Source organism: Dactylosporangium sp. NPDC050588, assembly GCF_040654975.1.
GTDB classification, from domain to species: domain Bacteria; phylum Actinomycetota; class Actinomycetes; order Mycobacteriales; family Micromonosporaceae; genus Dactylosporangium; species Dactylosporangium maewongense.
Window position 1 is genome coordinate 144,514 of sequence record NZ_JBFAJA010000011.1, and the last position, 25,820, is coordinate 170,333.

Consider the following 25,820-nt stretch of genomic DNA (forward strand, 5'->3'; position numbering starts at 1 on the left):
GTCCGGCCCTCGATCATCCCCACCCACGTCAACCCTCACCCCGGCAGCCCACCCCGCCACCGCGCTGACCCCTCCAGCGCCGCAGTGCCCGGAGGATGGCGGAGGGCACCAGCAGGTCACCTTCGTGCCGCTGCCGGCTTCCTTGTGAGGCATCACTGACCAGCGAATCCGGGCGCCGGGCTCGAAACCGTGGTCCTCGTGGTCCGGCTTCACGAAGTGGTCGCTCCGGGCGCTGCCGTGACCGCATCTCACCTGGACGCCATGCCGCACGACGGCACCTTCGCTGCTCGATCGGCCGCCCCCGTCGGTCGGCCGATCTCGCCCCACCAGCAACCGCAACCTGCTGCCGCCCGCACACTCCCTTCTGAATCAACCGTCCCGACTGCCACGCCCTGCCCCACGACACCAGCGCGCCGGGGTAGTCCAGAACCCCCGCGGCCGGCCGTAGCACGGAAGCCCGCAGTCCGACCTCCGACGCCCGACCTCCGAGTCAAGTGGCCAGATCCCCGTGATCCGCCCCCACGACTCGAACCCGCAGCCCGAACCCGCACGACCCGAACCCGCAGTCCGAGCTCGCACGACCCGAACCCGAAGTCCGAGCCCGCGCGACCCGAACCCGTGAGGCCTGCCGGCCCCACAGGCCGAACCCCGCAGCCCGAGCTTTTGAGGCCCTGCGACCCCACGGCTCTCGCCCACCCGCCCCGGCCTTGCCTGCTCGCCCCCGGCCTTGCCTGGCGACCGTCGCGCCGTACAGCAATCGCCAGGCGCCGCTCTCGCCCAGCCGCGCACCGAGCCCCACCCGGCGACCCGACCTGACAAACCAGCACGGCGGCCAGACCTGCGACCGGCCCACCTGGACAGCGGCAGGCACGAGCGGCGGAATGGCTACTGCGTCGAGGCCACCAACAGCCCGCGCAGCTCCGCCAGGGCGGTGTCGTCGCCCTCGGGCACGACCTCCGAGACGCCCGGGGACTCGCGGGACCAGAGCCAGCGCAGCACGCCCGGCGCCGTCCCGCTCACCGTGGCGTCCAAGAGCATCGTGGCGGACGCCGACGGGTCGGCGTCGGTGACGGTGGCGCCGGTCGAATCGGTGCGGAGCAGCCAGCCCGGCCCGCCGTTGACGCCGACGATCACCGTGCGGCCCTTGGCGTCGGCGAGCACCGACTCGAACTCCTCCCGCCACGCGTGCGACCCGTAGTCGACGAAGAGCTTCAACACCTCGTCGATCCCGTCGATCGCCAGGTCGTCGGGGATCTCGGCGACCGGCACCCCGAGCGCCAGCTCGGCGTCGAGGCGGTGGATGACGGTCTCCTGCGCCATCCGCCGGACCCAGAAGCCGACGGTCTGGTCGGGCTCGTGCCAGGTGCGCGACGGCTCGTCGGAGGCACGGGCCGCGAACTCGGCGACGAGGTCGGCATAGCCCCGGTCGAGCAGCGCGATCGGCCCCTCGGCGTCGAGGCCGGCCGGTGGCCAGGGGTCGGGGAAGGCGTTGAGCCGCATGGACTCGGCCTTGTGCAGGTAAACCTCGGCCACGTGCCTGACCAGGTCGGCGACGGTCCAGCCGGGACAGCTCGGCACCGCCGCGGTCAGGTCCGACGCCGCCACCTCCCGAAGCCGCCCGTAGTCGGCGGCGAGACACTCCAGCAATCGCGATCGCTCCATGCCCGCGACCTAACCACATGGGTACGACAAAAAATCAGCGAACGGCCGGGACCCGCAGCTCAAAGGCGGGGGTGTCCTTGCGGGCCGGCTCGAAGACGTGCAGGTGCGGGCTCGGCCGCAGGTGCACGCGCACCTTCCCGCCGACCCTGCGCAGTTGCATGGCGCCCATCACCAGCGTGGCGAGGACGGACACCAGCCCGCCGACCCAGATGCCGGAGCGCGGCCCGTACCGCTCAGAGCACCAGCCGATGACCAGCGCGCCCAACGGCGTGGTGCCGAGGAAGACCAGGACGTACAGCGCCATCACCCGCCCTCGGAACTCCGGGTCGGTCCCGAGCTGGACGCGCTGGTTGGCGGCCTGTGCGAAGTAGATCATGAAGAAGCCGGTCGGCAGGAGGAGCAGCACGGCCGTGACGAACGTGGGCGCGAACCCGACCAGCGTTTCGAACCCCCCGAAGAGCACCGCGGCGGCGAGCACCACGTAGGCCGAGGGGCGGGCGCGGCGGCGGGAGCTGGCCAGGGCACCGCCGAGCGCGCCGACGGCGAGCGCGGTGGTGAGCAGGCCGAAGTACTCCGCGTCGACCTTGAACTCGACCTTGGCGAGGACCGCGAGGGTGAGCTGGAAGTTGAAGCCGAACAGGCCCACGACGAGGACCAGGAGGATGGCGAGGCTGAGGTCGGGGCGGCGCTTCACGTAGCGGAGTCCGTCGGCGGTACGGGCATCGCTGGCCGACACCGGCGGCCGGTCCACCCGGAACAGCTCGGCGGCGCGCATACGGGAGAGCCCCACCAGCGGCGCGAGGCACAGCCCGGCCGTCAACAGGAAGATCGGGCCGGTGCGCTCGTGCAGCAGCCCGATGACCAGCCCCGCGACCGCCGGCCCGACGACCCGTGCGGCGTTGAACGTGGCGGCGGACAGCGACAGCGCGTTGGGCAGCAGCTCTGGTCCGACGAGCTCGGAGACGAACGCCTGCCGCACCGGCGTCTCGATCGCGCTGATCACGCCGAAAAGGCCGGCCGTCACGAAGACCCACCAGAGGGTCACGACGCCGGTCACGACTAGGACGCCCAGCAGGGTCGCGACCAGAGCCGATCCGGCATTGGCGAAGAGGAGCAGCCGGCGCTTGTCGAACCGGTCGGCGAGCTGCCCTCCGTACAGTGTGAGCAGCAGAACGGGAGTGAACTGCAGCGCGGTAACGACACCCAGCGCAGACGGGGAGTTGTGCGAGAGCTGCAGGACGAGCCAGTCCTGCGCGACGAACATCATCCATGTGCCGAGGAGCTTGACCAACTGTCCGGTGCTGAACAACCGGTAGTTGCGGACCCTCAGCGAACTGAAGACGCTCATTCGCTTCGACCTAATCGGCCGAGGATCTCGGCCGCCTTCGCCAGCGTCTCGCGCTCCTCCGGGGTGAGCGCGGCGAGCCGTCTGGCCAGCCATTCGTCGCGGGCGCGGCGGTGCTCGACGACGACCGCCCGACCGGACTCGGTCGCGGCGAGGATGACCTGCCTGCCGTCGGTCGGGTGCGGGGTGCGCTGGACGAGGCCGCGCTCCTCGAGCTTCGCGACGATCTTGGTGAGTGTCGGCGGCTGTACGCGCTCCGCGTCGGCCAGCTCGCGGGGCGTCAGCGCGCCGTTGAGTTCGAGGCTGGTCAATGCGGACAGCTGGGTGATCGTCAGGTCGCCGATCGGCCGGGCCTGCCGCAGCCTGCGGTTGAGCCGCGTGATGCTGTCCCGCAACGCCGCCGCCAGCTGCGCGCCAGTGATCTTCGGAGTTCGCACCATCACAATCGTTAGCTTACCTAATAAGCTTGGCTAACGACCTGTGTTCGCGATCACGGGAGTACCGTGTCGGGCGTGACCAGCCAGCCGAAGCCGCTCGACCCGCCGATGGTGCCGTTCGCCCTCGCCGGGATCGGCTTGTGGATCCTCGCGGTGCTCGTGATGCTGCCGTTCCGCGACGAGCTGGCCGATGCCGGGCACGGCGATTGGTTCAGCATCGCGGTGGCCGGCGCGCTGTGGGGCATTCCGGGCGGGCTGACCATGGTCGTCCACGACCGGAACCGCAAGCGCCGGCGGGCGGCGTCCGATTCGTTCAAGACCGGGGAGACCGGCGGCGCCTAGCCTCTGGGGTATGGCACCCACACTGAACTACATCGGCATCGTCGTGACGGACATGGCCAGGTCACTGGCCTTCTACCGGCAGCTCGGGCTGGACATCCCGGCCGATCAGGACGCCGCCCCGCACGCCGAGTGCACCCTGGGCGGCGGCATGAGGATCGCGTGGGACACGGAGGAGACGATCCGCTCGTTCGACCCCGAATGGACGTCGCCGGTCGGCACGGGCCGGTCCGCGATCGGCTTCGAGTGCGACACGCCCGCCGAGGTCGACAAGGTCTACGACTCGTTGATCTCCGCAGGGTACGGCGGACACAAGGCACCCTGGGACGCCTTCTGGGGCCAGCGGTACGCGATCCTGCACGACCCTGACGGCAACCCCGTCGACCTCTACAGCGCTATCCGATGACCTCCCGCAGCGGCGCGCCGGCCAGCGCCTTCACCTCCCGCGAGAGGTGCGCCTGGTCGGCGTAGCCGCTGGTGGCAGCCACCAGGCCGAACGGCATGCCGCCGCGGGCCAGGTCCAGCGCCGCGTTGACGCGGAGGATCCGGGCGAGGGTCTTCAGCCCGTACCCGAAACGGCCCAGGCCACGACGGTGCAGCTGGCGCTCGCTGAGGCCCACGTCCGCGGCGATCGCCGCGACCGGCCACCGCGCCCTGAGCCGCTCGACCACCGCCGGCACCCATAGCTCGTCCGGTTTGTCGTTCCTTTCGGATGCCGCCCCTCCGAACGCGTCTTCGAGCGCGCGACCCGGGTCGGCGGCCTCGTCGAGCAGCTCGGTAAGGCGCCTGACGCGCGCCGAGGGCCACAGCGCCGCCAAGGGCACCCGCTGGTCGCGCAGCTCGTCCGCGGGGACTCCGAGCAGGCCCGGAGCGGTCCCCGGATCGAAGCGGATCCCCGTGTACGAGAGGCCGGCCGGGCTCCTCCCGAGCTTGGCGACCGTGTCGGGGCCCGCCACCAGCAGCTCGCCACCACGCTGGTGGATGACGTCCATGCAGCCGTCGGGCAGGATGCGGAACTCGCCGTCCTCGTCACCCGGGTCCGGGCTCAGCCGCCAGACCGTCGCGGCCAGCACCCGCGACGGTCGCTCCTGATAGCCGGACTCAGCCGTGCCCATAGGGCTCGGCGGGCTCGGACTCGTCGACCGAGCCGTGCGCCCGGCTGACCGACACCGACTCGACCTCGCTGTCGTCGAACACCGTTGGCAGCTCGTCGACCGCCTGGACCTGCTCGATCAGCACCTCGGAGTGCGCACCGCAGCCGTGGTCGACGGAGACGACCTGGGCGTCGTCGGGCGCGTACTCGTTGCCGCACACGCCGAACGCCTGCCGCATCGACCCGGCGAGCTGCAGGTAGAAGCCGCACGACCCGCACCGGGCGGAGCTCGGCGCGGCCACCGAGATGGGCGCGTTGGGGCCCCGGTCGCCGTCATACCACCGCTGTGCGGCGTCCAGCCGCCCCTCGCGCGAAAGCACGCGGACCCGGCCGAGACCGAGCTCCCAGTTGACGTCCTCGACCGCCGGGTCGTCGGACTGCACATAGCCGGGCGCCAGCCGTACATCGTCCGGCGGCGTCGGCAGCAGGTCGCCGACACCCAGGTCGCCGGGCTGGAGCCGCTCCTGCCAGGGCACCCACTCGGGGGCGCGCAGCGCCTCGGGCCCGGGCAGCAGCGTCGACTCGCAGATCGTCACCTGCTTGCTGCGCGGGATCCTTGTGACGCTCACCGCCCAGCGCCAGCCGCGGTATCCGGGCAGGCCGCAGGCGAAGAAATGTGTGACGAGTCGCTCACCTTCGGAGACGACGCCGAGATGCTCGCCGATGTGCTCGGGATCGACGACGTCCAGCCCGAGGCGGGCGATCTCCACGGCGTCCGCGCAGACCTGGTCGGGCTTCCCCGCGCGGCCGCTGGAACGGGTCTGGGAAGTCGAGGCTGTCACCCCACCATTGTTCCTCATCGCCACGCCCGGCGAGCACGGTGGCCCCGGCGTGGCCGGAAACTGTCGCACCCATGGTTCAGGATGGGGGCATGTCGGTGATTCGAGGTGTGGCGCAGACCGTGGTGACGACCGCGCGGGCAGCACGGGTCGCCACCGTCGGCGGCGCCAAGGCCGGCCGCTTCGTGGGGCGCAACCTGCTGCGCGTCCGCCAGAAGGGCGCCGGCGGCGAGACCGGCATGCTCCGCCTGCTCGACCTGCACGCGGCCTCCTGCGCCGGCGACACCCTCGTCGCGCTCGGGCTCGCCGGCACCATCTTCTTCTCCGTCCCGGCGGGCCAGGCCCGCGACCGGGTCGCGCTGTATCTGATCGTGACGATGCTGCCGTTCGCGCTGCTGGCGCCGATCGTCGGGCCGGTGCTCGACCGGTTCCGGCACGGCCGCCGCTATGCGCTCGCCGTCACGATGCTCGGGCGGGCCTTCCTCGCGGTCCTGATCTCCGAGCACCTCACCGGCTGGGCGCTCTATCCGGCCGCGTTCGGCATGCTCGTGCTGTCCAGGGCCTATGGCGTGGCCCGCAGCGCCGCGGTCCCCCGCGTGCTGCCCAAGGGGCTCGGCCTGTCCGAGGCCGGCGCCCGCGCCTCCGTCTACGGCACGTTCGCGGGCGCTCTGGTGCTGCCCGTCGGCCTGATCGCGGCCCAGTTCGGCCCGCAGTGGCCGCTGCGACTGTCGATCATCGTGTTCTTCTACGGGATGGTCACGTCCCTGCGGCTGCCGCCGCGCGCCGACTCCGACCCGCCCGAGCAGGTCCCGCGTGTCCTGCAGCGGCCGAGCCACCGCGGCGCGAAGGTGCTCGCCGGCCGGGTCGTCATCGGCGCCCTGATCGGCAGCGCGACCCTGCGCGCGCTCTACGGGTTCCTGACGCTGTTCCTGGCGTTCGCGATCAAGGAGCGTTCGCTGCCGGTGGGCCTCGGCCCGTGGCAGCTGTCCGAGAAGGTGGCGGTCGTGGTCGTGGCCGGCGCACTCGGCGTGGGCTCCTTCCTGGCCACCGCCGTGGGCACCCGGCTGCGCATCCATCGGCCCGCCCTGCTGCAGGCGGTCGGCATCGGCCTGACGGCGTTCGTGGCGCTGATCGCCGCCGACCGGGGCTCGCTCGGCGCGGTCGCGCTGCTGTGTCTGGTCACGGCGATCGCCAGCGGCCTGGCCAAGCTCGCCGTCGACGCCTCGATCCAGGAGCGCGCCGACGAGCAAGTGAGGGCCAGCGCCTTCGCCCACTCCGAGACGCTGCTCATGGTCGCCTGGGTCCTCGGCGGCGCCGTCGGGCTCATCCCGTTCACCGGCGGCTGGGGCATGATCGTGGCCGCCGTGTTCATCACGCTCGGCGCGGTCAAGGCCGTCTGGTCGGCGGTCGCCCTGCGCAAGGAGCGCCTCCGCGGTGCCCCGCTCGACCACGACGAGCAGCCCACTGACCCTGTCGCCGCCGGCAGCTCGGCCAGCGGGCCTGGTGCGCCCGGCGGCGGGTCCGCCGGCTCGGGCGGCTGGTCGGGTGGGCCGGGCGGTTCCGGCGGTGGGTCCGGAAGCGGCGGCGGGTCCGGCCAGCGGGGCGGGTCCGATGCCACCACCGTGCCCCGTCCTGCCGGCTCGGCGTCGGGCGGCGGGGCGGGCGCTGCGACAAGTGGCTCCGGCGGTTCCCGGGCCAGCGCCGGGGCTGGGGCGACCCGGCGGATGCCGTTCCAGTCCCGCACGAGCGACGAGACCCAGACCGTCGATCAGAGTGCCGGGGGCGAGGGCTCCCGCCGCCGGTTCGGGTGGCGCCGCCGCTCCGCCGACCCCGCGAACCCACCGGCCGGCACCGGCCCAGCCGCCGGCACCGGTTCTGGTTCTGGTGCAGGTGCGGGCTCGGGTGGCGGCTCCGGCTCGCCGGCACGGGGTGACTCGCCGGCGGGTGGCCCGGCCGGGCCGCGCCGGCCCACCGACGCGACCCGGCGGATGCCCGCCGTCGACGTGGACGACGAGACGGCGCCGCTGGCACCTCCTGGATACTCGCTGTACCGCCCGTCCGGCATCGACTCGACCAGGTCCCTGGAGGATGACGACCGATGAGACCGTTCCTGGGACATGACCGCGCGCTGATCGTCACCGCTGTCGAGGTCGAGCGGGCCAAGGTGCTCGCCGGCCTCGGCATCACCGACCCGCAGCCCGACGACCTGGAGTCCGGCGCCCCGATCGTCGTCGTCGCCGCCGGGGTCGGCCCCGCCGCCGCGGCGGCCGTGACGGCCCAGTTCGCGACGACCGCCGTTCACGACGGCCGGCCCTTCGGCGTGATCCTCTCCGCCGGGATCGCCGGCGGCTTCGCCGGGCGCGTCGAGATCGGCGGCCTCGTCGTCGCCACCGAGAGCATCGGCGCCGACCTGGGCGCCGCCGGCGCCGAGGGCTTCGAGAGCGTCGACGACCTCGGCTTCGGCACCAGCCGCTACGACGCCGATCCGGCCCTGCTCCGCACCCTGCGCCAGGCACTCCCCGAGGCGGTCGGCGGCCCCGTCCTCACCGTCTCCACGGTCACCGGCACGGCCGAGACCAAGGAGGCCATCCAGAAGCGCCACCCCGACGCCGTCGCCGAGGCGATGGAGGGCTTCGGCGTCGCCGCCGCCGCCCGTCTCTGGCCAGGCACCGCCTTCGGCGAGATCCGCACCATCTCCAATGCCGTCGGCCCTCGCGACCGGGCCGCCTGGCGCATCCCCCAAGCCCTCGAAACCCTCCGCGAAGCCTTCGCCACCCTCGCCGGCCGCTGACCCCCACACCCGAAACTACGCCACTCCGCACCACCACCGACCGGCCGGACCCACTCACGCCCCGCAACCCCCCGCGACGCCTTCACCACCCTCGCCAGCCGCCGACCCCACACCCGAAACCACGCCACTCCGCACCACCACCGACCCGCCGAACCCACTCACGCACCACCACCGACGCAGGCAGGCCGGGTCACGCCACCTCCGCACCACCGACCCGGCCGCGCCCGATCAAGTCGCCCCGCACCACCACCGACTGGCCGGACCGGATCACGCCGCCCTGCACCGGCCGCAAGTCCTCCGGCCTGAGTCGACGGCGGCAGCCTCCGCCGCCACCGCACAGCCGGAGCCCTTGCGGCCAGGGTCTGGCGCGACGACAGCCAGCCTTCGTCGCCACCAGCGCGGCCGAGCATCGCCTCCCGCGCAGCCAGACCCTCCGCCACCAGTACACGACCGGCCCCGCGGCTGCCGGAGAGATCGCCGCTGCCATGACGGCCCACACCCCCTGCTGCCCGGAGCCGCCATCTTCAGATCGCTGCGCACCGTCCGTGACCGTGGGCCGGCCTCGGCGGGGCGCCGGGTGATGTCGCCCACTCGCGGCCCCGGACGATCTGAGGGCGCCGAGCCTTACCGGGCTCCAGCGCGGCGCCGCTTGCCACACCGTCAACCGGGTGACCAACGAGCAGCGCGGCTCTGGCAGAGATCCTCGCCCCGGGCACAGGGCGGGATTCACGGGTGTCGACTGCGTAGTAAGGGTCACACTGGGCGTTTCGCGACTCGTCGTGCGGCTGCGGCGAACGGCGTTAGATTCGGGGTTGTGACGCTCTCGCTCGCATTCTCGCCGTGCCCCAACGACACGTTCGTCTTCCATGCGCTCGCGCATGGGCTGGTGCCGGGGGCGCCCGCGTTCGACGTGACGTTCGCCGATGTCGACGTCACCAACACCGCTGCCGAGCGGGGTGCGTTCGACCTGGTCAAGGTCAGCTATGCGGCGCTGCCGTGGCTGCTCGACAAGTACACGCTGCTGCCGTGCGGCGGGGCGCTCGGCCGGGGGTGCGGGCCGCTGGTGCTGGTGAAGGACCAGGCGATCACCAGCCTGGAGGGCAGGACGGTGGCGGTGCCGGGTGACCGCACCACCGCGTATCTGCTGATGCGCCTGTGGTCGGCCGGGGCGCCGCCGAAGAGCGTGGAGATCGTGCCGTTCGCGGAGATCATGCCGGCGGTGGCCAAGGGGCAGTTCGACGCGGGGCTGGTGATCCACGAGGCGCGGTTCACGTTCCAGCGGCACGGCCTGCACGCGCTCGCCGACCTCGGCGAGTGGTGGGAGGGTGACACGGGGCTGCCGATCCCGCTCGGGGCGATCATCGCGCACCGCGACCGCGTCGACCCGGAGCAGGCGACCGCATGGATCAAGGAGTCGGTCCGGCAGGCGTGGGCCGACCCGTCCCGCAGCCGTGACTACGTGCTGGCACACGCCCAGGAGATGGAGCAGCCGGTCGTCGACCAGCACATCAACCTGTACGTCAACGAGTTCACCTCGTCGCTCGGCCCGGACGGCCACGCAGCGGTCGACGCCCTGCTGACCAGGGCCGCCGCCGAGGGGCTGGTCCCAGCCACACCCCTCGTCGGCGCCTGAACAACGCACTGAGCAAGCAACAGCAACCTAGACTTCCAGCTCCCGCGCCACGAGGTGGACCGCCTCGGCGACGGTCTTCGCGATCTTGCGGTCGGGGTAGCGCCCCCGCCGCAGGTCAGGCTGGATCTTCGCCTCGAGGACCTTGATCATGTCCTCGATCAGGCCGTGCAACTCGTCCGGCTGGCGGCGGCTGGCGACAGCGCGGGCCTCGGTCACGGAGGGCGGCGCATCGACGAACTTGACGTGCATCGCCTGAGCGCCCTTGCGGCTGTCAACCACTCCGAACTCGACCCGCTGGCCGGTCTTCAACTCACCCGCACCAGTCGGCAGCGCCGCCTTGTGCACGAAGACGTCGCCGCCATCGTCGCTGGTGAGGAACCCGAAACCCTTCTCCTGGTCGTACCACTTCACTCGACCCGTCGGCACGCTGTCCTGCTCCCCAGTGATTGACCCGTCCCACCCACAACACCTCAAGGCTAGTCACCGCTTGGCGGACGGCCAACCGAGATCACGCCCTTGAGAAACGAGGGGAACGCGTGCAGGTCGGCGGCCACGGCCGTCGCGCCCGCGGCCTGCAGCTCCGCGGCCGAGCAGGGTCCGGTGGTGACACCCAGGACGGGCACGCCGGCCAGGACCCCGGCCTGCATGTCGGCGACGTGATCCCCGACGTACGCCGTCGCGCCCACCGCCTTCAGTACCGTCGACTTCTCCGCGGCGAAGACGTCGCCATGCACCTCGTCGACCGGAATGTCCAGATGTGCGAGATGCAGTGAAGCGAGCCTGCCGAGCTTCGACGTGATCACCACGATCCGGCCTCCGGCCGCGCGCACCGCCGCAAGAGCGGCGAGGGCACCGGGCAGTTCCAACGCCGGAGCGATCGCGTGATGCTCGTACAAACTCCGATAAATGCTGACAGCCTCCTCAACCGACTCAGGAGGGAACCATTCGGATAGTTCCGTCCTGAGCGGCGGTCCGAGACGGGACACCGCCAGATCGGCGTCGACATGGACGCCAGTACGCGCTGTGAGGGCGCGATACGCAGCCGCGATTCCTGGCCGAGTGTCGAGGAGCGTCATGTCAAGGTCAAAGCCAATGACAACCGGTTGTTGAGACACCCTTAAGGATGCCCAGGTCACGATAGGTAGGCCATCGAAATACCCACCGGTCACCAGTTGACGAGGTGAGACTTCGGCCACTAACGTCTCCAACACTTTTAGGAAAGTTTCCTAAAGGATCATCCAGGAGACGCGATGAAACGATCCGTCCGCAACGGCCTCATCGTCGCCGCCGCGCTGGCAGTGGCCGGGGCCGTCGTCCCAATCGTCACCACCACCGCCAACGCCGCCGGCAACCTCAGCGCAACGTTCACGGTCGACCAGGACTGGGGCAGCGGCTGGGGCGCCACGTACAAGATCACCAACGGCACCTCAAGCGCCATCAACGGATGGACTCTCGAGTTCGACCTGCCCACGGGCGGTCAGATCACCAGCTTCTGGGACGCCGACGTCGTGCGCACCGGCCAGCACTACGTGGCGAAGAACAAGTCGTGGGCCTCGTCGCTCGCCGCCGGCGCCAGCTTCAGCTGGGGCATGAACGGCAGCGGCGCGAAGCCGCCGACCAACTGCAAGATCAACGGCGTGACCTGTAGCGGTGGCACCCCCACCACCAACCCGCCGACCACGACGCCGCCGACCTCCAAGCCGCCGACGTCGAACCCGCCCACCTCGAACCCCCCGACCTCCAACCCGCCGACCACGAACCCCCCGAGCGGCCAGAAGGTCGTCGGCTACTTCGCGGAGTGGGGCGTCTACGGCCGCAACTACCACGTGAAGAACATCGACACGAGCGGCTCGGCGGCGAAGCTGACGCACATCCTGTACGCGTTCGGCAACACCACCGGCGGCCAGTGCTCCATCGGTGACAGCTACGCCGACTACGACAAGGCGTACACGGCGGCCGACTCGGTCGACGGCGTCGCGGACACCTGGGACCAGCCGCTGCGCGGCAGCTTCAACCAGCTCAAGAAACTCAAGGCGAAGTACCCGCACCTGAAGGTGATCTGGTCCTTCGGTGGTTGGACCTGGTCGGCCGGCTTCACCCAGGCCGCCGCCAACCCGACCGCGTTCGCGAACTCCTGCTACAACCTGGTCAACGACCCGCGCTGGGCCGGTGTCTTCGACGGCATCGACATCGACTGGGAGTACCCGAACGCCTGTGGCCTGCAGTGCGACGCGAGCGGCCCGGCGGCGTTCAAGAACGTGATCTCGGCGCTGCGCGCCAAGTTCGGCACCAGCAAGCTGGTCACCGCGGCCATCACGGCTGACGGCAGCAACGGCGGCAAGATCGACGCCGCGGACTACGCCGGTGCGGTCGGCAACCTCGACTGGTTCATGCCGATGACCTACGACTACTTCGGCGCGTTCGCCGCGCAGGGCCCGACCGCCCCGCACTCGCCGCTGAGCTGCTACTCGGGCATCCCGCAGGCCGGCTTCTGCTCCGAGGCCGCGATCGCCAAGCTCAAGGCGAAGGGCGTCCCGTCCAACAAGCTGCTGCTCGGCATCGGCTTCTACGGCCGCGGCTGGACCGGCGTCACCCAGACCGCGCCCGGCGGCACCGCGACCGGCGGCGCGCCCGGCACGTACGAGACGGGCATCGAGGACTACAAGGTCCTCAAGAACACCTGCCCGGCCACCGGCACCGTCGGCGGCACCGCGTACGCCAAGTGCGGCAGCAACTGGTGGAGCTACGACACCCCGGCCACCATCGCCGGCAAGATGAGCTACGCCAAGCAGCAGGGCCTCGGCGGCTCCTTCTTCTGGGAGCTCTCGGGCGACACCACCAACGGTGAACTGATCACCGCGGTGAGCAACGGTCTGAAGTAACAACCCCCTTCGAAAGAGGGCGGGGCCGTCGGCCCCGCCCTCTTTTGTCATACGGGGCGGTTAGCGTATGAGGTGAGATGACTACCTCGCTCGCAGACCACTTCCGCGCCCTGCCCGACGACGGGCTGATGGCGCTCATCCGGTTGCGCCCTGACCTGGTCATCCCCCCTCCGTCGGACTTCTCGGCGCTGGCGCACCGCGCCCAGTCCCGGGTGGCGGTGGCCCGGGCGCTCGACGGGCTCGACACGTTCACCCTCGAGATCCTCGACGCACTGCGGTACACACGCATCGGCCACACCACGTCCACCGAGGCGGTCCTGGCGCTCACCGCGGCATCCGGCGTCGAGGCGGCGAGGGTGCGGGGCGCGATCGACCTGCTCCTGCAGCACGGCATCGTCTTCGGGCACGACAGTGCGCTGCGCATCGTCGGCGCCGTCGACGAGGTCTGTTCGCCCTATCCGGCGGGGCTCGGCCGGCCCGCCGCCGAGCTCGACCCGCTCGCCGGCGCCCTGGTCTCCGACGCCGCGAGGCTGCGCCGCACGCTGCTCGCCGCGCCACCCGCCGCCCGCGCGGTGCTCGACCGGCTCGCCGCCGGTCCGCCCGTCGGCACCGTCACGCCGGCCAGCCTGCGCTCCGACCCCGACTCCCCCGTCCGCTGGCTGGTCGAGCAGCACCTGCTGGTCGCCGTCAGCCGCGACGCCGTCGAGCTGCCCGTCGAGGTGTCGCTCGTGCTGCGCCGCGACGGCGGCCCTCTCGGCCAGCTGCACCCCGACCCGCCACAGGTCGACACGCCGACCCGCGACGCCGCCCAGCTCGACCGCGCCGGCGCGGGCCAGGTCCTGGAGCTGGTGCGCAATCTCGAGACGCTGATCGAGGCGGTCAACGCCGACCCGCCGTCGGTGCTGCGGTCCGGCGGCATGGGCGTGCGCGAGCTGCGCCGCTTCGCCAAGCTCGTCGGCGTCGACGAGCAGGCCGCCGCCCTCATGATCGAGATCGCCGCCGCCGCCGGGCTGCTCGGCGAGGAGATCATCGACAACAAGCGGGTCGAGAGCGTCTTCCTGCCGACCGTCGCCTATGACGTGTGGCGGGCGTGCGGGATCGCCGCCCGCTGGCACCGCGTCGCCGTCACCTGGCTGACGATGACCCGCGCCCCGTCGCTGATCGGCCAGCGGGACGACCGCGACCGCCCGTTCAACGCGCTGGCGCCCGAGCTGTCCCGCCCCGGCGCACCCGCCCAGCGCCGCGCCGCGCTGCAGATCCTGGCCGAGCTGCCGCCCGGCACCACCATCGCCCCGTCCGACGTGGTCGAGCTGCTGTCGTGGCGCACCCCGCGCCGGGTCTCCCGCGGCGCCGCCGCGGTGGTGGAGGCCAATCTCGCCGAGGCCGCCCTCCTCGGCCTGATCGGCTATGACGGCCTCACCGGCTATGGCCGCCTCCTCCTCGACGAGGTCACGTCGGGCAGCGTCGACACCGACGACCCGCTCGGCCTCAACGCCCCCGACGGCACCGCCCTCACCGGCTCCGCCGCCCTGCTCGACACGCTCCTGCCAGCCCCGGTCGACCACGTCCTGCTGCAGGCCGACCTGTCCGTCATCGTCCCCGGCCCACCCGAGCCGACCCTCGCCGGCGAGCTGGAGCTCCTCGGCGTGCAGGAGTCCGCCAGCGTCTTCCGCATCACCGCCGACTCGGTCCGCCGCAGCCTCGACGCCGGTTACAGCGCCGCCGACCTGCACGCCCTCCTCGCCCGCCGGTCCCGCACCCCCGTCCCGCAGACGCTCACCTACCTCATCGACGACATGGCCCGCCGCCACGGCGGCATGCGCATCGGCTCCGCCAACTCCTATGTCCGCAGCGACGACGAGTCCCTGATCGCCGAGGTCCTCGCCGACCGCCGCCTCCAGCCGCTGACGCTGCGCCGCCTCGCACCGACCGTCCTCGCCAGCCGCCACACCCCCGCGAGGCTGCTGGAGGCCCTCCGCGACGCCGGTTACCCGCCCGTCCAGGAAGACTCGACCGGCGCCGCGGTCCTCACCCGCCCGAAGGCCCGCCGCGGCCCACCCCGCCCCAGCTGGGCCCACCGCGGCATCGAGGACCCGGCCGCCGCGGCCTGCCTCTCCAGCCCCCGCCTCGCCGGCGTCATCGAGCAGATCCGCAAGGGCGACGCCGCCGCCAGGGTCGCCCGCCGCGCCCCCGTGACCGTCCGCGCCAACGGCTCCAGCACGTCGTCCCACACCGAGGCGCTGGAGATCCTCCAGCAGGCCCTGCGTGACAAGACCCGCGTCTGGGTCGGCTATGTCGACTCCCACGGCGCCACCGCGTCCCGCCTGGTCAGGCCCGTCTCCATGGGCGGCGGCTACCTGCGCGCCGAGGACGAGCGGACCGAGATGCTGCACACGTTCGCCCTCCACCGAATCACGGCTGCCGCGCCCGAAGAGGGTCCCGCATAGCTGGTCCTTCATGGCCGCCGGCCGGGCCGCCTCCGCGACCCATCCGGCCAAGGCCACGACGCGACCTTGCGGTCGCGACAAAATACCGGTCGGCCGCTGCCATGACCCGCCTACCAGCCCCGCGACGCCGACATTCCCGATCGGTGAGGTCGTCGCCCGGCGCGGCGTGGTGCGTGTGTGAGTACGGCACCTACCGGCGGGTGCGTCCTGTCATTGCGGACAGCGATCAGCTCGCCGGTGGGTGTGGGGCGTCAGCCGCGGCCGGTGGGGTCCGATGCGCGGGCGGCGCCGATGATGGAGACGATCAGCAGGATCGCGGCCAGGCTGCCGACCGTCTCGCCGATCGCGTCGGTGAGCGGGCTGCCGAGCACGAGCCACGAGACGAGGAACCACGTCAGGCCCAGCGCGCTGACCGCGCCGACGCCGAGCAACGCCAACAAGGAGAAGCCGGACCGGGCGGCATCGTCGACGGACGATGCTTGCGTGCCCTCCAGGTCGGTCACCTTCCACAGCGTACCGACTCATCGCCCACTGTCACGATCCGAAATCAGCCGCGACGGATGGACCCGATCACCGAGACGACGAGCAGGAGGACGAGGATCGCGCCGAGTGACTCGCTGACAGCGGTCGCCACGTCGGTGTGCGCCACCTGGGAGGACAGCAGAAACCAGCCGACCGCCACCGCCGCTGCGGCAAACCCGCCGAACATCAGGGCAGCCCTGTCACCCAACCGCCGGCCCACACCGACCAGTCTAGGAGGTGGAGCGGACGCCGCGCCCACCCCCGATCAATGATCGGAAGGCAGCGGTCGCCAGCCCCCGCGACCACACCGCTATCTTCCGATCCGAACGCGGACGTCCGGCTCCACCACCGACTTGCGGGCACTGCAGTGACAAGACAAGCGATGGAGGCGAATCTGATCGCATCCATCGCGTGGCCGTCACAAGCACAGACGCGATCCGACCCCCGGATGGTTGCAGTATTTCCAATCCTCCCACATATCGGGAACTGTCAGAGGTGCATGCGACACTGGTGCCGTGCCCGAAGGTCCACTGATCGTCCAGTCCGACAAGACCCTGCTGCTTGAGGTCGACCACCCCGACGCGCTCGCGTGCCGGATGGCGATCGCGCCGTTCGCCGAGCTGGAGCGCTCGCCGGAGCACGTGCACACCTATCGACTGACGCCGCTCGGCCTGTGGAATGCGCGTGCCGCCGGGCACGACGCCGAGGGGGTCGTCGACGCGCTGCTGCGGTTCTCCCGCTATCCGGTGCCGCACGCGCTGCTCGTCGACATCGCCGAGACGATGGACCGCTATGGCCGGCTCCAGCTGCTCAACGACCCCGTGCACGGCCTCGTCCTGCACGGGCTGGACCGGGCGGTGCTGATCGAGGTCGCAAAGAGCAAGAAGCTCGCCGGCATGCTCGGCGCCAACATCGACGCCGACACGCTCATCGTGCACGCGTCCGAGCGTGGGCGGCTCAAGCAGGCGCTGCTGAAGCTGGGCTGGCCGGCGGAAGACCTCGCGGGCTATGTCGACGGCGAGGCCCACCAGATCGACCTCGCCGAGGACGGCTGGGTCCTGCGTTCCTACCAGCGCGAGGCGGTCGACTCGTTCTGGGCCGGCGGCTCCGGCGTCGTCGTCCTCCCCTGCGGCGCCGGCAAGACGCTCGTCGGCGCGGCCGCGATGGCCGAGGCCAAGGCCACCACCCTGATCCTGGTCACCAACACGGTCGCCGGCCGGCAGTGGAAGCGCGAGCTGATCGCCCGCACCAGCCTGACGGAGGAGGAGATCGGCGAATACTCCGGCGAGCGCAAGGAGATCCGTCCGGTCACGATCGCCACGTATCAGGTGCTGACCACCCGCCGGGGCGGCGTGTTCCCGCACCTGGACCTGTTCGGCGCCCGCGACTGGGGCCTCATCGTCTATGACGAGGTCCACCTGCTGCCCGCCCCGATCTTCCGGTTCACCGCCGACCTGCAGGCCAGGCGCCGCCTCGGCCTGACCGCGACCCTGGTCCGCGAGGACGGCCGGGAGGGCGACGTGTTCTCGCTGATCGGCCCGAAGCGTTACGACGCACCGTGGAAGGACATCGAGGCGCAGGGCTGGATCGCCCCGGCCGAGTGTGTCGAGGTCCGCGTCACGCTGACCGACGCCGAGCGGATGGCCTATGCGGTCGCCGAGCCCGAGGAGCGCTACCGGGTCGCCGCCACCGCCCGCACCAAGCTGCCTGTGGTCCGCGCCCTCGTCGACCGCCACAAGGACGAGCAGATCCTGGTCATCGGCGGTTACATCGACCAGCTGCACCAGCTGGGCGAGTTCCTGGACGCACCGATCGTGCAGGGTTCGACCACCAACAAGGAGCGCGAGCGCCTCTTCGACGCGTTCCGCACCGGCGAGCTCAAGACCCTGGTCATCTCCCGCGTCGGCAACTTCTCGATCGACCTGCCCGAAGCCGCCGTGGCGATCCAGGTCTCGGGCAGCTTCGGCTCCCGCCAGGAAGAAGCCCAACGCCTCGGCCGGGTCCTGCGCCCCAAGGCCGACAGGCGCCAGGCCCACTTCTACACGGTCGTCGCCCGCGACACGATCGACACCGAGTATGCCGCCCACCGGCAGCGCTTCCTGGCCGAGCAGGGCTACGCGTACACCATCACCGACGCCGACGACGTCTTAGCCCCGTAGACCGCAGCCGCTACCGCCCGGAGTCCGACCACTCGCAACTCCGGGCGGTATACCACACGACCCAAGCTCCGCTCCGAATCCGACTCCACCCCACCGGTCTCGCGGCGGCCTAGTCTGCGGGGGCTGGTCTGCGGGGGCCCGGCTCGAACTGGCCTGGCTGGTCGGACCGGGTCGGGCGGCGGTTGCAGGCTGCACCGCTGCACCAGGTCCGCGCCGGCCTGCGTCGGGCACTCGAACTGAGGACGATGCGCTCGAGCTGACACGCCCAACCGGCTCGCCGCCGACGGCAAGGGCCTTGACAGCCGACTCGATCCCGGGCCAGGCCGGTCTGCCCGGACCAGGCCGGACCAACCAGACCAGGCCGGACCAGCCAGACCAGGCCGGACCAGCCAGACCAGGTCGAACCAGGTCGAACCAGGTCGAACCAGCAAGACAGGAGGACCAAAGCCGGACCGAGTCGGATCGACCGGACCGAGTCGGATCGGGCGGACCGAGTCGGCTCGACCAGACCAAGTCGGATCGGGCGGACCAAGTCGAACCGGACGAACCGGGTCGGACCAGCCATCAGAGCCACACGGAGTCGTGAGGAAGCACCCCCAGCCACCGCGGAGGGCGACCACCTGATGCGGCGCGCATGCGCCGCTTGCCCTGCCTCGCGCCTCGGCGCGGGCAGTGCGCCGCGGAGCGGCGCATTGGGGCTGCGGGTGAGAATCCCCGCCGGGCCCCGCCGCGGCAGCGGTGGGGGAGTTACAGCGTCTGGAGTTCTTTGGAGAGGAGCTCGGCGATCTGGGCCGTGTTGAGGGCGGCGCCCTTGCGCAGGTTGTCGCCGGTGACGAACAGGTCCAGGGCGCGCGGGTCGTCGATCGAGCGGCGGATGCGGCCGACCCAGGACGGGTCGGTGCCCACGGCGTCGATCGGCATGGGGAACTCGCCTGCGGCGGGGTCGTCCACGAGGATCACCCCGGGGGCGTGGCGGAGGACCTCGCGGGCGCCCTCGGCGTCCACCTCGACGCCGAAGACGGCGTGGACGGCGACGGAGTGGCCGGTGACGACGGGGACGCGGACGCAGGTGGCGGAGACTTTGAGGTCGGGCAGGCCGAGGATCTTGCGGGACTCGTTGCGCATCTTGAGTTCTTCGGACGACCAGCCGGCGTCGCGGAGGGAGCCGGTCCACGGGACGACGTTGAGCGCGAGCGGGGCCGGGAAGGGGCCCAGGTCGTCACCGACGGCCTGCCGGACGTTGCCGGAGCGGGAGCCGAGCGAAGGGTCGCCGGCAACCCGGGAAAGCTGGCTGAGCAGGGTGTCGACGCCGTCCTTGCCGGCGCCGGAGACCGCCTGGTAGGACGCCAGGACCAGCTCCTTGAGCCCGTATTCGCGGTGCAGGGGGGCGAGCGCCACGATCATCGCGAGGGTGGTGCAGTTGGCGTTGGCGATGATGCCCTTGGGGCGGTTGCGGGACTGTTCGGGGTTGATCTCCGGTACGACCAGCGGGACGTCGGGATCCATGCGGAACGCGCCGGAGTTGTCGACCGCGATCGCGCCGTAGGAGACCGCGACCGGGGCCCATTCGGCGGAGACCTCGTCGGGGACGTCGAACATCGCCACGTCGACGCCGGCGAAGACGTCGCCGGACAGCTCCTGGACCACGACCTCCTCGCCCCGCACGACCAGGGTGCGGCCGGCGGAGCGTTTGGAGGCGATGAGGCGGATCTCCCCCCACATGTTCTTGCGGGAGGAGAGCAGCTCACACATGACGGTGCCGACGGCGCCGGTCGCACCGACGACGGCCAGCGTTGGTAGCGCGCCCATAAAGAGCGAACCTACCGTCCGGTCCCCGCATAAACCACGGCTTCCTCGGACCCGCCCAGCTCGAAGGCGTCGTGAATGGCACGGACGGCCACGTCGAGGTCGGTGTCGCGGCAGACGACGGACACCCGGATCTCCGAGGTGGAGATCATCTCGATGTTGACGCCGGCCTCGGCGAGGGCGGCGAAGAGCTTGGCGGCGACGCCCGGGTTGGAGCGCATGCCGGCGCCGATGAGCGAGACCTTGCCGATATGGTCGTCGAACAGGATGTCGCGGAAGTCGACGGTGGCCTTGACCCGCTCGAGGGCGGCCTTGGCGGTGGCGCCGTCGGTCTTCGGCAGCGTGAACGAGATGTCGGTGCGGCCCGTGCCCTCGGTCGACACGTTCTGCACGATCATGTCGATGTTGGTCTCCGCGGCGGCGACCGTCTGGAAGATCCGCGCGGCGACACCAGGCTGGTCGGGCACGCCGACGATGGTGATCTTCGCTTCGCTGCGGTCATGTGCGACGCCGGTGATGAGCGCTTGCTCCACGGAAAGGTCCTCCATCGATCCGGTGACCATGGTGCCGTTGGCGGTTGAGTACGACGAACGCACGTGGATCGGCAGGTTGAACCGCCGGGCGTACTCGACGCTGCGCAGGTGCAGCACCTTCGCGCCACAGGCGGCCAGCTCGAGCATCTCCTCGTACGTGATCTGCTTGATGTGTCTTGCGTTCTTCGCCACCCGCGGGTCGGCGGTGAAGATCCCGTCGACGTCGGTGTAGATCTCGCACACGTCCGAGCGCAGCGCCGCGGCGAGCGCGACCGCGGTGGTGTCCGAGCCGCCCCGGCCGAGCGTGGTGATGTCCTTGGTGTCCTGCGACACACCTTGGAACCCGGCGACGATGGCGATCGCACCCTCGTCGAGCGCGCCGCGGAGGCGACCCGGCGTCACGTCGATGATCCGGGCCCGGCCGTGCGTCGACGTGGTGATCACGCCCGCCTGGCTGCCGGTGTACGACCTTGCCTCGTATCCGAGGTTGTTGATGGCCATCGCGAGCAGCGCCATGGAGATCCGCTCACCGGCGGTGAGCAGCATGTCCAGCTCCCGCCCGGCGGGGACCGGGCTGACCTGCGACGCGAGGTCGAGCAGCTCGTCGGTCGTGTCGCCCATGGCCGAGACGACCACGACGACCTCGTTGCCGGCTTTCCGCGTGTCGACAATCCGCTCGGCGACGCGCTTGATGCGCTCGGCGTTGGCGACGGACGACCCGCCATACTTCTGCACGATCAGCGCCACGCCGTCGAGCTCCTTTCCACCCGTACGGGCGATGTTGACGCAGCCGAGCGTACCGGCGCCGGGTATCCCCCGGGAGTGGCGTTCCCACGATCCGGCCGCACGACAGGCGAGAATACGCACGTGCGCGCACGTAGAGGCCGGGTATCCGCGATCACTGTGACCACCGGCACGGCGCTCGCCGCGGTCACCGGGCTGCTGCTGACCGCCTGCGGCGGCGGCGCGCCGGTCGATACGCCGTCGGATCCGGCGACCGGGGTGCCCGCGCAGCCGGACCCCCGCGGCATGCTCGCCGCCCGGGTCGCGGTCGCCAAGGACCAGCGGTACGTCGCCGCGTACACCCTCGTCGTGCAGGGCAAGGCGCCCCGGTCGGTGCTGGTCACGGTCGCCAAGGACCGCACCTGGCGGGTCGACGTCCAGGGTGGCGCGCTCGGCGGGACGGCGGACGTCGCGATCGCCAACCGGCCCGAGGGCGTCTACCAGTGCGCGATCAACCCCCCGACCGGCTGTGTGAGGGTCGGCGCCACCAACAAGAAGCTGCCCGCCTCGATCGACCCGAGGCTGCAGTACGTCTTCATCGCCTGGTTGGACGTGCTCCTGGACCGGCAGGTCCCGCTCGCGGTGTCGCCGGCCGAGCCGCTGGCCGGCACGTCGGCGCCGTGCTTCGCCGTCGAGCCGGGCGTCACCGCCGTACAGCCGCCGATCGACGCAGGGGTGTTCTGTTACAACGACAAGGGCATCCTCGCGGCCGCCAGGATCCCGCTCGGCCAGCTCATGCTGACCGGGGAGCCCGCGCCGGCCCCCGACACGATCACCCTGCCCGGACCGGTCGTCACGGTCCCTCCGCTGGGCACGTCGGCGCCGCCCCCGCCGAAGCCGTCGTCTTCGTCACCATCCGCCGCACCGTCGATCTCGCGCTCCCGTTGAGTGGTACGCTGGCGCCCGACATGTGGCAGACGGTTCTCCTTCTTCGTCGCCGCGACGAGGCCCGACAGGCCGGCACCTCGTCGCGGGGTTGAGTCGCGTCTGCGCTCCTGCCGGTCGACCCTTCTTGGTCCCGACCACCTTTCCAGGAGCATTGAGCCATGTCCGAGATCGCCAATCAGACCAGCAGCCGGATGCCCGTCGAGCGCTACCGGCCGTTCAGTGAACAGTTCCCGGTCCCGCTGACCGATCGTCAGTGGCCCTCCCGTGAGGTCACCGTGGCGCCCCGCTGGTGCGCGGTCGACCTGCGCGACGGCAACCAGGCGCTGATCGACCCGATGTCCGTGGAGCGCAAGCGCCGCATGTTCGCGCTGCTGGTCCGCATGGGCTACAAGGAGATCGAGGTAGGTTTCCCCGCGGCGTCGCAGACCGACTTCGACTTCGTGCGGACGCTGATCGAGCAGGACCTGATCCCCGAGGACGTCACGATCCAGGTCCTGACCCAGTGCCGCGACACGCTGATCGAGCGGACGTTCGAGTCGCTGCGCGGCGCGAAGCGGGCGATCGTGCACTTCTACAACTCGACCTCGACGCTGCAGCGGCGGGTCGTGTTCGGCCTGGACAAGGCCGGGATCACCGACATCGCGACGAGCGCGGCGCGGCTGTGCCAGAAGTACGCCGAGGCGATCACACCCGACACCGAGATCTACTACGAGTACTCGCCGGAGTCGTACACCGGGACCGAGCTGGACTACGCGCTGGAGGTCTGCAGCGCCGTCATCGACGTGCTGCAGCCGACCCCCGACCGGCCGCTGATCGTCAACCTGCCGGCGACGGTGGAGATGGCGACCCCCAACGTCTACGCGGACTCCATCGAGTGGATGTCGCGCAACCTGCCGCGGCGCGAGTCGGTCGTGCTGTCGCTGCACCCGCACAACGACCGCGGCACCGCCGTCGCCGCCGCCGAGCTGGGCCTGCTGGCCGGCGCCGACCGGGTCGAGGGCTGCCTCTTCGGCAACGGTGAGCGCACCGGCAACGTCGACCTGGTCACCCTGGGGCTGAACCTGTTCTCCCAGGGCATCGACCCGCAGATCGACTTCTCGAACATCGACGAGATCAAGCGGACCGTCGAGTACTGCAACCAGCTGCCCGTGCACGAGCGCCACCCGTACGCCGGCGACCTGGTGTACACGGCCTTCTCCGGCTCCCACCAGGACGCGATCAAGAAGGGCTTCGACGCGCTGCACCGCGACGCCGCGGCCGCGGGCGTCGAGGTCGACCGCTTCACGTGGGGCGTTCCCTACCTGCCCATCGACCCGAAGGACGTCGGCCGCTCCTACGAGGCCGTCATCCGGGTCAACTCGCAGTCCGGCAAGGGCGGCGTCGCCTACGTCATGAAGACCGAGCACCACCTGGACCTGCCGCGCCGTCTGCAGATCGAGTTCTCCGGCGTCGTGCAGCGGCACACCGACGACGAGGGCGGCGAGGTCAGCCCGCAGGCGATGTGGGACTTCTTCTCCGGTGAGTACTTCTCCGACAAGAGGTTCGCGCTGCAGGGGTACGAGGCGGCGACGGTCGACGGCAAGGTCACCCTCACCGCCGACGTCTCGGTCGACGGCGCCGTCCGGTCGGTCACGGCCACGGGTAACGGCCCGATCGACGCGTTCGTGCACGCGCTGGGCGACTTCGGCGTCGACGTGCGGGTCCTGGACTACGCCGAGCACGCCCTGACCGCGGGTGAGAGCGCACAGGCCGCGGCGTACGTCGAGTGCTCCGTCGACGGGCAGACCTTCTGGGGTGTCGGGATCGACGCCAACATCGTGACCGCATCGTTGCGAGCCGTGCTGAGCGCCGCGAACCGCGGCTGATCCACCGCCGCGTCCCGGAGATCCTCCGGGCTGTTCAGGCTGCCAGGGTTGCTCTGGGTGAAAGGCCGGCCCCCGCAATGGGCCGGCCTTTCCGTTTATGTGGGTCCTGCCCAGGTCTTCGTCGTCATGCCACTGATCCTGCGGGACCCGGTGTCCCGGGCGACAGGGACACCGGTCCCGTTCTGTGGTCCCGCCCGTTTCGTGGGGATATGCGACTGTTCGTGTCGGGAATCGCACCGTGGCGCTGCGAGCGCGGCGTGCGCCGATGCCGCACAGTGGTGGGCGTGCGCCCCTCCAACGGCAAAGCCGTCCTCCTCGCCCTCGCGCTAGCAACGGTGCTCACCGGCGCCGCCAGCTGCGAGGTCTCCTCCACGCCGGGCGCGGCAGCGCCCAGCTCGACGTCAACGACCGGCAGCGGTGGCACCTCCGGTGCGACGAAGCCTCCGGCCGGCAACCCCGCCAACGCCACGGCCGCGCTCGAGCAGCTCACCGTCGCGGCCGCGGGGTCGATGGCCGGGTACAGCCGCGAGAAGTTCACCCACTGGATCGGCCAGGGTGACGGCTGCGACACCCGCGACGTCGTGCTCAAGCGCGACGGCAAGGGCGTCAAGGCCGACGCCGAGTGCAAGATCACGGCGGGAACCTGGTACAGCCCGTACGACGACAAGACCCTCACCGACCCGAAGGCCCTCGACATCGACCACATGGTGCCGCTGGCCGCCGGCTGGCGCTCGGGTGCCAGCAAGTGGACCGATGAGCAGCGCAAGCAGTTCGCCAACGACCTGACGCGCCCGCAGCTGTTCGCCGTCAGCCTCCAGTCGAACCGCTCCAAGGGTGACCAGGACCCGTCGACGTGGAAGCCGCCGAACAAGGGCTACTGGTGCACATATGCGCAAGACTGGGTAACGGTGAAGAGCTTCTACAAGCTGACCGTCACCGCCGCCGAGAAGTCGGCGCTGACGGAGATGCTCGCGACCTGCAAGTAGGGTTCTTTTTCCGGGTTTTCGCGCGACTGAAGGGCGGCCGAGATGGCAGACGCAGCACCGGGGCCGGGAGCGGCACCGGGCACTCCGCAGGCACCGGCCGCCCCTGCCGCGACCCCGGCGGCTCCTGCTGGCACTCCGACGACGGCCGCGGCTCCCGCGACGGCGGCTCCGGCACCCGCTTCGACTCCGGCCTCGACCCCGGCGGCGGCTCCGGCTCCGGCAGGCGCCGCTCCGGCCGCGGCCGCTCCCGCCGATGCCACTGCGGCCGGGGCCACCCCGGCCGCTCCGGCTGACGCCGCTGGTGGAGCCGCTCCCGCTGGGGCCGCTCCGGCCGACGCCGCTCCTGCTGGCGCTGACCCGGCCGCTCCGGCTGACGCCGCTGGTGGAGCCGCTCCGGCTGGCGCTGACCCGGCCGCCGCGCCCGCTGCGGCTCAGGCGGGCGGCGGGGCGGCGGCGCCGCTGACGACCGACATCATGGCGGGCCCTGGCGGGGTCATGACCGACGAGGTCGGCGTGGTCACCGGCGAGCTGACCCTGCGCTCCGAGGTCGACGCCACCGGTGCCGCGCTCGTCCGCGTCCAGTACAAGGACGCCGAGGAGTGGTACGTGGTGACCGGCACCAAGACCCACCTCGCCGACCCCGCCGACCTCGCCGCCGTGCACGCCGTGGCCGTCGGCATCCTGAACCGCCCGGAAGGCTAGCCCGGGCTAGACCCAACGCCGTTCAGTTAGGTGGTTCGGTGGGTTGTCAAGGGTAGGGGTTGATGATGTCGATGCTGGTGGTGGCTTGGTAGCTGTGCCGGTCGATGT

The 25,820-nt window shown here is 71.3% G+C and carries 22 protein-coding genes and 2 pseudogenes; 13 read left to right on the forward strand and 11 right to left on the reverse strand.

The genetic code is table 11. The features are described 5' to 3' along the window. Positions 1-885 precede the first annotated feature (885 nt). The 3 genes from AB0I21_RS09930 to AB0I21_RS09940 are packed head-to-tail and all read right to left on the reverse strand — an operon-like array spanning position 886 to position 3,447. Complete coding sequence (locus AB0I21_RS09930) at positions 886-1,662, reverse strand: maleylpyruvate isomerase family mycothiol-dependent enzyme (RefSeq protein WP_344501328.1); 777 nt, start codon at positions 1,660-1,662, stop codon at positions 886-888. Positions 1,663-1,696: 34 nt separating this feature from the next. Then, a complete protein-coding gene (locus tag AB0I21_RS09935; RefSeq protein WP_360559977.1) occupies positions 1,697-3,025 on the reverse strand; it encodes an MFS transporter in 1,329 nt (442 codons plus the stop codon). After that, complete coding sequence (locus AB0I21_RS09940) at positions 3,007-3,447, reverse strand: MarR family transcriptional regulator (protein WP_360559978.1); 441 nt, start codon at positions 3,445-3,447, stop codon at positions 3,007-3,009. The genes AB0I21_RS09935 and AB0I21_RS09940 overlap by 19 nt, the downstream gene beginning before the upstream one ends. 105 nt (positions 3,448-3,552) lie before the next feature. Here AB0I21_RS09940 and AB0I21_RS09945 point away from each other — a divergent pair, with 105 nt between their 5' ends. Next, complete coding sequence (locus tag AB0I21_RS09945) at positions 3,553-3,786, forward strand: DUF2530 domain-containing protein (protein WP_360559979.1); 234 nt, start codon at positions 3,553-3,555, stop codon at positions 3,784-3,786. Positions 3,787-3,796: 10 nt separating this feature from the next. After that, positions 3,797-4,189, forward strand: a complete 393-nt coding sequence (locus tag AB0I21_RS09950; protein ID WP_360559960.1) for a VOC family protein — start codon at positions 3,797-3,799, stop codon at positions 4,187-4,189. Here the strand turns inward: AB0I21_RS09950 and AB0I21_RS09955 are convergent. Both AB0I21_RS09955 and AB0I21_RS09960 read right to left on the reverse strand, forming a co-directional pair. Further along, positions 4,179-4,898, reverse strand: coding sequence for a DUF6597 domain-containing transcriptional factor (locus AB0I21_RS09955; RefSeq protein WP_360559961.1), 720 nt, complete (start codon positions 4,896-4,898; stop codon positions 4,179-4,181). The genes AB0I21_RS09950 and AB0I21_RS09955 overlap by 11 nt on opposite strands. Next, positions 4,885-5,736 (reverse strand): DUF3027 domain-containing protein, encoded by an 852-nt coding sequence (locus tag AB0I21_RS09960; RefSeq protein WP_360559962.1) that lies wholly within the window; start codon positions 5,734-5,736, stop codon positions 4,885-4,887. The genes AB0I21_RS09955 and AB0I21_RS09960 overlap by 14 nt, the downstream gene beginning before the upstream one ends. 71 nt (positions 5,737-5,807) lie before the next feature. On the opposite strand from AB0I21_RS09960, the pseudogene AB0I21_RS09965 reads away from it, so the two are divergent. The 3 genes and pseudogenes from AB0I21_RS09965 to AB0I21_RS09975 all read left to right on the forward strand — a co-directional run. Continuing rightward, positions 5,808-7,079: pseudogene (locus AB0I21_RS09965) on the forward strand (MFS transporter); the annotation flags it as partial. Positions 7,080-7,813: 734 nt separating this feature from the next. Further along, entirely contained in the window at positions 7,814-8,506 is a 693-nt protein-coding gene (locus tag AB0I21_RS09970; RefSeq protein WP_360559963.1) for a futalosine hydrolase, read from the forward strand. Between the two features lie 814 nt (positions 8,507-9,320). After that, positions 9,321-10,139, forward strand: coding sequence for a 1,4-dihydroxy-6-naphthoate synthase (locus AB0I21_RS09975; RefSeq protein WP_344501323.1), 819 nt, complete (start codon positions 9,321-9,323; stop codon positions 10,137-10,139). Positions 10,140-10,166: 27 nt separating this feature from the next. On the opposite strand, the gene AB0I21_RS09980 is transcribed toward AB0I21_RS09975, so the two are convergent. Both AB0I21_RS09980 and AB0I21_RS09985 read right to left on the reverse strand, forming a co-directional pair. After that, entirely contained in the window at positions 10,167-10,565 is a 399-nt protein-coding gene (locus AB0I21_RS09980; protein WP_344501322.1) for a cold-shock protein, read from the reverse strand. A gap of 50 nt (positions 10,566-10,615) precedes the next feature. Next, a complete protein-coding gene (locus tag AB0I21_RS09985) occupies positions 10,616-11,215 on the reverse strand; it encodes a haloacid dehalogenase-like hydrolase (RefSeq protein ID WP_360559964.1) in 600 nt (199 codons plus the stop codon). Between the two features lie 174 nt (positions 11,216-11,389). Here AB0I21_RS09985 and AB0I21_RS09990 point away from each other — a divergent pair, with 174 nt between their 5' ends. Both AB0I21_RS09990 and AB0I21_RS09995 read left to right on the forward strand, forming a co-directional pair. Next, positions 11,390-13,021, forward strand: coding sequence for a glycosyl hydrolase family 18 protein (locus AB0I21_RS09990; RefSeq protein WP_344501320.1), 1,632 nt, complete (start codon positions 11,390-11,392; stop codon positions 13,019-13,021). 77 nt (positions 13,022-13,098) lie between these two features. After that, positions 13,099-15,468: a helicase-associated domain-containing protein gene (locus tag AB0I21_RS09995; RefSeq protein WP_360559965.1), complete on the forward strand. Its 2,370-nt coding sequence runs from the start codon at positions 13,099-13,101 to the stop codon at positions 15,466-15,468. 251 nt (positions 15,469-15,719) lie between these two features. On the opposite strand, the gene AB0I21_RS10000 is transcribed toward AB0I21_RS09995, so the two are convergent. Together AB0I21_RS10000 and AB0I21_RS10005 are read right to left on the reverse strand one after the other, a co-directional pair. Continuing rightward, positions 15,720-15,971, reverse strand: coding sequence for a hypothetical protein (locus AB0I21_RS10000; protein ID WP_360559966.1), 252 nt, complete (start codon positions 15,969-15,971; stop codon positions 15,720-15,722). A gap of 44 nt (positions 15,972-16,015) precedes the next feature. After that, the gene (locus AB0I21_RS10005; protein WP_360559967.1) at positions 16,016-16,210 is read right to left on the reverse strand and encodes a hypothetical protein; all 195 of its coding nucleotides are present in this window, start codon (positions 16,208-16,210) and stop codon (positions 16,016-16,018) included. 295 nt (positions 16,211-16,505) lie between these two features. Here AB0I21_RS10005 and AB0I21_RS10010 point away from each other — a divergent pair, with 295 nt between their 5' ends. Then, the gene (locus AB0I21_RS10010) at positions 16,506-18,149 is read left to right on the forward strand and encodes a DNA repair helicase XPB (RefSeq protein WP_360559968.1); all 1,644 of its coding nucleotides are present in this window, start codon (positions 16,506-16,508) and stop codon (positions 18,147-18,149) included. Positions 18,150-18,896: 747 nt separating this feature from the next. Here AB0I21_RS10010 and AB0I21_RS10015 read toward each other — a convergent pair. Together AB0I21_RS10015 and AB0I21_RS10020 are read right to left on the reverse strand one after the other, a co-directional pair. After that, positions 18,897-19,958 carry an aspartate-semialdehyde dehydrogenase gene (locus tag AB0I21_RS10015; protein ID WP_360559969.1) on the reverse strand — a complete coding sequence of 354 codons (1,062 nt, stop codon included), beginning with the start codon at positions 19,956-19,958 and terminating at the stop codon, positions 18,897-18,899. 11 nt (positions 19,959-19,969) lie between these two features. After that, positions 19,970-21,235, reverse strand: coding sequence for an aspartate kinase (locus tag AB0I21_RS10020; RefSeq protein ID WP_360559970.1), 1,266 nt, complete (start codon positions 21,233-21,235; stop codon positions 19,970-19,972). Positions 21,236-21,355: 120 nt separating this feature from the next. Here AB0I21_RS10020 and AB0I21_RS10025 point away from each other — a divergent pair, with 120 nt between their 5' ends. The 5 genes and pseudogenes from AB0I21_RS10025 to AB0I21_RS10045 form a co-directional block, all read left to right on the forward strand. Then, positions 21,356-22,159 (forward strand): hypothetical protein, encoded by an 804-nt coding sequence (locus AB0I21_RS10025; RefSeq protein WP_360559971.1) that lies wholly within the window; start codon positions 21,356-21,358, stop codon positions 22,157-22,159. 158 nt (positions 22,160-22,317) lie between these two features. Next, positions 22,318-24,024: a 2-isopropylmalate synthase gene (gene leuA / locus AB0I21_RS10030; RefSeq protein ID WP_354889741.1), complete on the forward strand. Its 1,707-nt coding sequence runs from the start codon at positions 22,318-22,320 to the stop codon at positions 24,022-24,024. Positions 24,025-24,308: 284 nt separating this feature from the next. Continuing rightward, complete coding sequence (locus AB0I21_RS10035) at positions 24,309-25,010, forward strand: HNH endonuclease family protein (RefSeq protein WP_360559972.1); 702 nt, start codon at positions 24,309-24,311, stop codon at positions 25,008-25,010. A 253-nt stretch (positions 25,011-25,263) separates the two neighbouring features. Continuing rightward, complete coding sequence (locus AB0I21_RS10040) at positions 25,264-25,473, forward strand: hypothetical protein (protein ID WP_360559980.1); 210 nt, start codon at positions 25,264-25,266, stop codon at positions 25,471-25,473. Next, a pseudogene (locus AB0I21_RS10045) lies at positions 25,443-25,712 on the forward strand (hypothetical protein); the annotation flags it as partial. The gene AB0I21_RS10040 and the pseudogene AB0I21_RS10045, both read left to right, overlap by 31 nt. Between the last annotated feature and the right edge of the window lie 108 nt (positions 25,713-25,820).

Excerpts from the sequence above, each read along its gene's own strand:
- AB0I21_RS09930 (WP_344501328.1), bottom strand. The coding sequence starts at position 1,662 with ATGGAGCGATCGCGATTGCTGGAGTGTCTCGCCGCCGACTACGGGCGG.
- AB0I21_RS09940 (WP_360559978.1), bottom strand. The coding sequence starts at position 3,447 with ATGGTGCGAACTCCGAAGATCACTGGCGCGCAGCTGGCGGCGGCGTTG.
- AB0I21_RS09945 (WP_360559979.1), top strand. The coding sequence starts at position 3,553 with ATGGTGCCGTTCGCCCTCGCCGGGATCGGCTTGTGGATCCTCGCGGTG.
- AB0I21_RS09950 (WP_360559960.1), top strand. The coding sequence starts at position 3,797 with ATGGCACCCACACTGAACTACATCGGCATCGTCGTGACGGACATGGCC.
- AB0I21_RS09955 (WP_360559961.1), bottom strand. The coding sequence starts at position 4,898 with ATGGGCACGGCTGAGTCCGGCTATCAGGAGCGACCGTCGCGGGTGCTG.
- AB0I21_RS09960 (WP_360559962.1), bottom strand. The coding sequence starts at position 5,736 with ATGAGGAACAATGGTGGGGTGACAGCCTCGACTTCCCAGACCCGTTCC.
- AB0I21_RS09970 (WP_360559963.1), top strand. The coding sequence starts at position 7,814 with ATGAGACCGTTCCTGGGACATGACCGCGCGCTGATCGTCACCGCTGTC.
- AB0I21_RS09985 (WP_360559964.1), bottom strand. The coding sequence starts at position 11,215 with ATGACGCTCCTCGACACTCGGCCAGGAATCGCGGCTGCGTATCGCGCC.
- AB0I21_RS09990 (WP_344501320.1), top strand. The coding sequence starts at position 11,390 with ATGAAACGATCCGTCCGCAACGGCCTCATCGTCGCCGCCGCGCTGGCA.
- AB0I21_RS09995 (WP_360559965.1), top strand. The coding sequence starts at position 13,099 with ATGACTACCTCGCTCGCAGACCACTTCCGCGCCCTGCCCGACGACGGG.
- AB0I21_RS10015 (WP_360559969.1), bottom strand. The coding sequence starts at position 19,958 with ATGGGCGCGCTACCAACGCTGGCCGTCGTCGGTGCGACCGGCGCCGTC.
- leuA (WP_354889741.1), top strand. The coding sequence starts at position 22,318 with ATGTCCGAGATCGCCAATCAGACCAGCAGCCGGATGCCCGTCGAGCGC.
- AB0I21_RS10040 (WP_360559980.1), top strand. The coding sequence starts at position 25,264 with ATGCCACTGCGGCCGGGGCCACCCCGGCCGCTCCGGCTGACGCCGCTG.